Genomic DNA, 5460 nt, shown 5'->3' on the forward strand with positions numbered 1-5460 from the left:
GCGAAGCACATTTGCTATCTGAAAGGCCTCGGCGGAACCTGGCAGCAATCCCTGAAATTCATCCCCCAGCGTGATCGTCAAAGGCGACAGAAGCAAAGACCCGTATTCGGTATTGATCGCCTGGACGGCGCTGTTGAAGCGTGCATGCAACCGGCTGCGCTCCATCTGCTCGCTGCCGATGACGTCGCCCATGAGAACCGATAATTTCCCTGTGTCGTCGTCCATTTTCATGACCTGACAGTCTGGTTCGCCTTTTCCGACACCATATTGAAGCTAAAGAACTTCTTTTTCAATAAATGAAGTCAAAAAACTTCTCTTGTCAAAATTGAAGCGATTTAACTTCATAAACTTCCTATGAATGTCAAACACTGCACTTCAGCGACGGTAAAGGTGCTTACGGGTCGGCGGCATGCCGGACGGTCCCTTTGTCCGTTTTGACGTGACCGTTTGAAAGATACCGATCGTGCCCCGATGAAATCCGAGCGAGACACCGCAAAGATAGGCCAGCCACAGCCGGTATTTCTGGGAACCGACTTCCGCAATCGCCGCGTCTTTCACCTGCATGAGGTTTTCCGCCCAAAGGCGGGTCGTGCGAGCGTAATGTTCCCGCCAGGCTTCGACGTCGTGAACTTCAAAGCCATGCGCTTCCAGATTGGTCAACGTCCAGCCGATGTGATCCACTTCTCCGCCCGGGAAGATGTAGCGGACCAGTGCCTGATATTCCGGCTTTTTGCGGCGGAAGGCTTTCAGATCCTTTTTGCCGCGCCGGGTGATCGCATGATGAAGGTAAAGACCGCGGGGCTTCAGCAGGCGATGAACGCTCTGGAAATAATTGTCGTAATTGTCGAGACCAACGGCCTCGAACATGCCGATGGATGAAATCTTGTCGAATTTTCCATCCATGTGGCGATAGTCAATCAGCTCGACCGATACCTTGTCCTCAAGGTTTCGGGCCGCGATGTTCTCCCGGGCGAGCTTCAGCTGTTCTTCAGCCAGCGTCACGCCCACCGCCGTGACCCCGTAATGCTCGGCAGCGTGACAGATAAGTGCGCCCCACCCGCAGCCGATGTCCAACATACGATCGCCGGGCTTCAGCCTCAGTTTCCGGCAAATCATGTCCAGCTTGTCGGTTTGTGCGGTTGCCAGATCGTTGTCCCAGTCGGTGAAATAGGCGCAGGTGTAAACCATCTTGGGATCTAGAAAGAGCCGGTAAAAATCGTTCGAGACATCGTAGTGAAACGCGATGTCGTCCTTTCGGCTGCCGGAGCTGCGATCAGCGCCCTTGCCCGCATCGTTGCCATCCTCCTGTCTGGATTCCGGGTTCGATCTGACGCCGCGCAGCAGAGGCAGGGCATTCTTGAGCAAAAGTCTCTTGCTCAGTCGCTTGCGAACTTCACGGCCTTTGACCTTGGGGCGTTTTTCGGCAAATTCAAAAATCGTTCCACCGCGCGGATCTATGTCTGCCGTGGAATAGAGATCGATCACGGTCTTGATGCCGGGGCGACGCAAAAGCCTGGTCAGAGCGGCTTCAGAAATGGCTATGCGCAAACCGTCTGCCGGCGCATTTTCAGGAATGAGAGATCCGTCCCACAGCTCAAAACCGAATTGCAGTTCCAGCGCTTCATGAAGATGCGCAAGCACGGTGCGTGCAGCTGAAAGTAACCGGACCTGCGAATGACCCACCCTTGCACCCCTTCTCGATCATTGCAGAAGACGACTGGTTTTCTTTGAGATCTGTTACGGGCGAGCCAGATCCTGGCCGGGAAAATCCACAACCCGGAAAGATCAGTCCTCTTCGCCGAAACCACTTTCTACAAGTTCGGATATCGCCGAGAGCGCGTCTTCGGCGTCCGAGCCACTCACACAGACCCTGATGCAGCATCCCGGGCTCGCCGCGAGCATCATCAGTCCCATGATGGAAGTACCGCCGACAGTCTGACCGTCCTTAGACACCTGAACGTCCGCTTCAAATTTTTCGACAAGTTTGACCAGCTTGGCAGATGCCCGCGCGTGGAGTCCGCGCCGGTTTACAATCGTCAGGTCTCTTTCCAGTAAACTATCTAATGTCATTTTTGCTTTTAGTTCTGACCCGACAATACCTGACTTGCGACTGAAATATATTTCTGACCTGCCTGACGGGCTTCATCAACCGCATCTGCAAGTTCCCGATCCGCACGGACGCTGGCAAGCTTGATCAGCATCGGCAGATTGACACCAGCCACCACTTCAACGGATTTGCTGTCCATGACCGAAATCGCCAGATTGGAGGGCGTGCCGCCGAACATGTCCGTCAGCAGAACAACACCCTGACCGGAATTGGCAGCTTCTACCGCAGACAGAATGTCCTGTCGGCGCTGCTCCATATCGTCATCCGGGCCGATGGAAATGGTTTCAACCTGTTCCTGAGGGCCAACAACATGTTCGAGCGCCGATTTAAATTCTTCGGCGAGACGTCCATGGGTAACGAGTACAAGTCCGATCATGCGTAATTTGGCCTGATTATCGAGTGCAGTGGTCTCATGGTTCCGTCCGGTCCCGGAAGAAACGGGCGTTTATCAGTCTGATGCACTCTCTTCAACCGTCTCTCCAGTTGCAAGTAAAAAACACCATTGATCCCTTAAATATAATCAGGGCTGCCCGGAAACAAACTCCGAAAGCCCCAGCGGATCAGGCGGAGACTGATATCCGGCCTGTTCTCAGGGCAAGTCATCGCCGGCAGGGGATGCCCTGCGATCTCTTTGCGGGTGATCGGATCTTCCGGCAATCGCTCGATTGTCTCCAAAGGCACCAGATCGACAAGCATGTGCACACAAGCACGCGCCTGGAATGGTGTGTCAACAAGGCCAAATCCCCGGACTTCCATCTTTCCGGAGATCGTCACCGGAGCGCTGGCGATTACCCGACCCCGGTCTGCTGACAGCAACACCTGGTCGTCGGCAACCAACACACCCTGATTGCCTTTCGAAATTGCCGTTTCGATCAGGATTTCCGACAAGGAAGACTTACCGCCACCGGCCTCTGCGCGGAGCAGAAGACCGCGCGTGCCGACAATCAGGCAATTGGCATGAACAGTCTGGGTGGTCACTTGCCCGGTCCTGCTGGCAGATAAATGATGAAGCGGGCGCCGGTGACCTTCTGTTTACCGTCCGGACCAAGTTCGACGCGGTTGGTTGCCGTAATCGTGCCGCCATGCGCTTCAATTATCTGCCGTGAAATGGACAGACCGAGCCCGGAATTGTTGCCGAAGCCTTCTCCATCCGGCCGGTCGGTATAAAACCGCTCGAAAATGCGTTCCGTGTTTTCCGCCCGGATACCGGGGCCGTCGTCATCGATGGTGATCTTGACCCGCTTGCCCTCACGGCCAAGGTCGACACGGACGGTGCCGTCTGTAGGTGAGAACGACCGGGCATTGTCGAGAAGATTGCTGATCACCTGGCCAAGACGAATGTCGTGCCCGAGCATCTGATAAGGTTTGGCACCCTGGGCGTTCGCCACGGACAGTTTGACGTTGGCCTCTTCCACACCTGAGCGTTCGTTGGCTGCGTCTGCCAGATTTCGCAGCAATTCGGCGATATCGATCTTTTCGGACTGAATGCGAGCAAGCTCAGCATCAAGCCGCGAGGCATCTGAAATATCGCTGATCAATCGATCCAGACGGCGCACATCGTGCTGGATTACTTCCATGAGCCGGTCCTGCGAGTTTTTGGACTTGGCAAGCGGAAGCGTTTCCACCGCACTGCGCAGGGACGTCAGCGGATTCTTGAGCTCGTGCGCCACATCTGCAGCGAACTGCTCGATCGCATCGATCTTGTTGTAAAGCGCTTTTGTCATGTCGCTGAAGGCGCGGGCCAGATGGCCGATCTCGTCCTGCCTGTCGGAGAAATTCGGAATTTCCTCGCGCGAATTTGTCCCTTTGCGCACACGGTCCGCAGCCGCTGCCAGTCGCCGTACGGGACCCGCGATCGTTCCGGCCAGCAGAATTGACAAGAGAATCGTGACCGTCGCGGCGAACAGAAAGACGCGAATGATTGCGATGCGCTCTGCCCGCACGATGGCATCGATGTCGCCGCCCTGCGTCGACAGAAGCAACGATCCGAGCACAGCTCGGAAGCGCTGGATCGGCACCGCGACCGAAACAATCAACTCGCCTCGCTGGGAAATACGGGTGACGCTCGCCGGGGAGCCGGCAAGCGCGGCTTCGACTTCGGGGTAAGCGCGGCCGTCTCCACCTCCAACTTCCTGGTAGAGCGGCAGGTCACCCTGACGCAGCCAGCGCTTGGCCCATTGCCAGGCCATGTCCCAGAACCCGGCATCCTGGGCATTGGGCGGCGGCAAGTCGAACCGCAGGATCTGCGCGCTTGAATAGAGATGCCGCGAATCCAGGATCAGGATACCTTCCGGATCATAGATCCGGGCACGGGTTTTGGTCGGGGAAATCAGCCTGCGTAGCACCGGCCCGACGCGTTCCGGATTGATCGGAAAGTCGAGATTGTCGAGATCGTCGCTTGTGGGCGTGATGCTCTCACCCGCCTGCAGCTGGAGCAAACGTTCCGGATCGACCGTAATGGCGCCGGTATCCACCGTTGCAGAAGCTGCAATGGCACCCGCGATGATTTCGCCCTGGGTCAGAAGACTCTGGACCCGCGCATCGATCAGGCCGGCTCGAAACTGGTTGAGATAGAGAATACCGATCACAAGCGCGAGCAGACCGACAAGATTGATCGCAATAATCCGCCGTGTCAGCGAGGACAGGACATAGGTGCCGAAAATCCGGCCGAACTGATTGAGCAGTCGGCGGCGGAGGCGTTTGTTGCCAAGCCGGCGCAAGCGGGATCGTTCCGAACCGTTTGCTGGTTCAGACGCAGCAATTCCCTCTGCACTCTCGCTTTCAACCGCCATTCAGATTCGCTCTATGGCTGCTTCAGACCTCACGGAACCGGTAGCCAACACCATAAAGGGTTTCAATCATGTCGAAGTCGTCGTCAACAACCTTGAACTTTTTCCGCAGCCGCTTGATGTGACTGTCGATGGTCCGATCGTCCACATAGACCTGATCGTCATAGGCCGCGTCCATCAGTGCATTGCGGCTTTTCACGACGCCCGGGCGCTGCGCCAAAGCCGACAGGATCAAAAACTCCGTAACCGTCAACGTGACGGGCTTGTTGTTCCAGGTGCAGGTGTGGCGCTCCTGGTCCATCACAAGCTGTCCGCGCTCCAGAAGTTTATCGGCATCATCACGCGGTGTGGAAGCATCGCGCGGTTGTGCACGTCTGAGAACTGCCCGCACGCGCTCGACCAAAAGGCGCTGGGAGAAGGGTTTGCGGATAAAATCATCCGCCCCCATTTTCAAACCGAACAGTTCGTCGATCTCGTCATCCTTGGACGTCAGGAATATGACCGGCAGATCAGAATTCTGACGCAGCCGGCGCAGCAGCTCCATGCCGTCCATGCGCGGCATTT

The 5460-nt window shown here is 56.3% G+C and carries 7 protein-coding genes; all 7 read right to left on the bottom strand.

All coding sequences use genetic code 11. The features are described from left to right. Window positions 1-225: SatD family protein (locus K5905_RS26670; protein WP_297589921.1), on the bottom strand; the 225-nt coding region annotated here is incomplete at its 3' end. 150 nt (window positions 226-375) lie between these two features. Continuing rightward, window positions 376-1683 (bottom strand): class I SAM-dependent methyltransferase, encoded by a 1308-nt coding sequence (locus K5905_RS26675; RefSeq protein WP_297589924.1) that lies wholly within the window; start codon window positions 1681-1683, stop codon window positions 376-378. A 102-nt stretch (window positions 1684-1785) separates the two neighbouring features. After that, window positions 1786-2070: an HPr family phosphocarrier protein gene (locus tag K5905_RS26680; RefSeq protein WP_297589926.1), complete on the bottom strand. Its 285-nt coding sequence runs from the start codon at window positions 2068-2070 to the stop codon at window positions 1786-1788. 8 nt (window positions 2071-2078) lie between these two features. Then, the gene (locus K5905_RS26685) at window positions 2079-2483 is read right to left on the bottom strand and encodes a PTS sugar transporter subunit IIA (RefSeq protein ID WP_297589928.1); all 405 of its coding nucleotides are present in this window, start codon (window positions 2481-2483) and stop codon (window positions 2079-2081) included. A gap of 134 nt (window positions 2484-2617) precedes the next feature. Continuing rightward, on the bottom strand, window positions 2618-3085 hold the full coding sequence (locus K5905_RS26690; RefSeq protein WP_297589931.1) for an aldolase: 468 nt from the start codon (window positions 3083-3085) through the stop codon (window positions 2618-2620). After that, window positions 3082-4899 carry a sensor histidine kinase gene (locus tag K5905_RS26695; protein WP_297589933.1) on the bottom strand — a complete coding sequence of 606 codons (1818 nt, stop codon included), beginning with the start codon at window positions 4897-4899 and terminating at the stop codon, window positions 3082-3084. The genes K5905_RS26690 and K5905_RS26695 overlap by 4 nt, the downstream gene beginning before the upstream one ends. A gap of 22 nt (window positions 4900-4921) precedes the next feature. Beyond that, window positions 4922-5460 (bottom strand): response regulator transcription factor (locus K5905_RS26700; RefSeq protein ID WP_297589935.1); only part of this gene is annotated, 539 nt, incomplete at its 5' end.

Origin of the sequence: Roseibium sp. (assembly GCF_025698965.1) — a bacterium.
Classification (GTDB): Bacteria; Pseudomonadota; Alphaproteobacteria; order Rhizobiales; family Stappiaceae; genus Roseibium.

What these genes read in the sequence shown, in the direction of transcription:
- K5905_RS26695 (WP_297589933.1), bottom strand. Translation starts at nt 4,899, where the DNA reads ATGGCGGTTGAAAGCGAGAGTGCAGAGGGAATTGCTGCGTCTGAACCA.
- K5905_RS26680 (WP_297589926.1), bottom strand. Translation starts at nt 2,070, where the DNA reads ATGACATTAGATAGTTTACTGGAAAGAGACCTGACGATTGTAAACCGG.
- K5905_RS26685 (WP_297589928.1), bottom strand. Translation starts at nt 2,483, where the DNA reads ATGATCGGACTTGTACTCGTTACCCATGGACGTCTCGCCGAAGAATTT.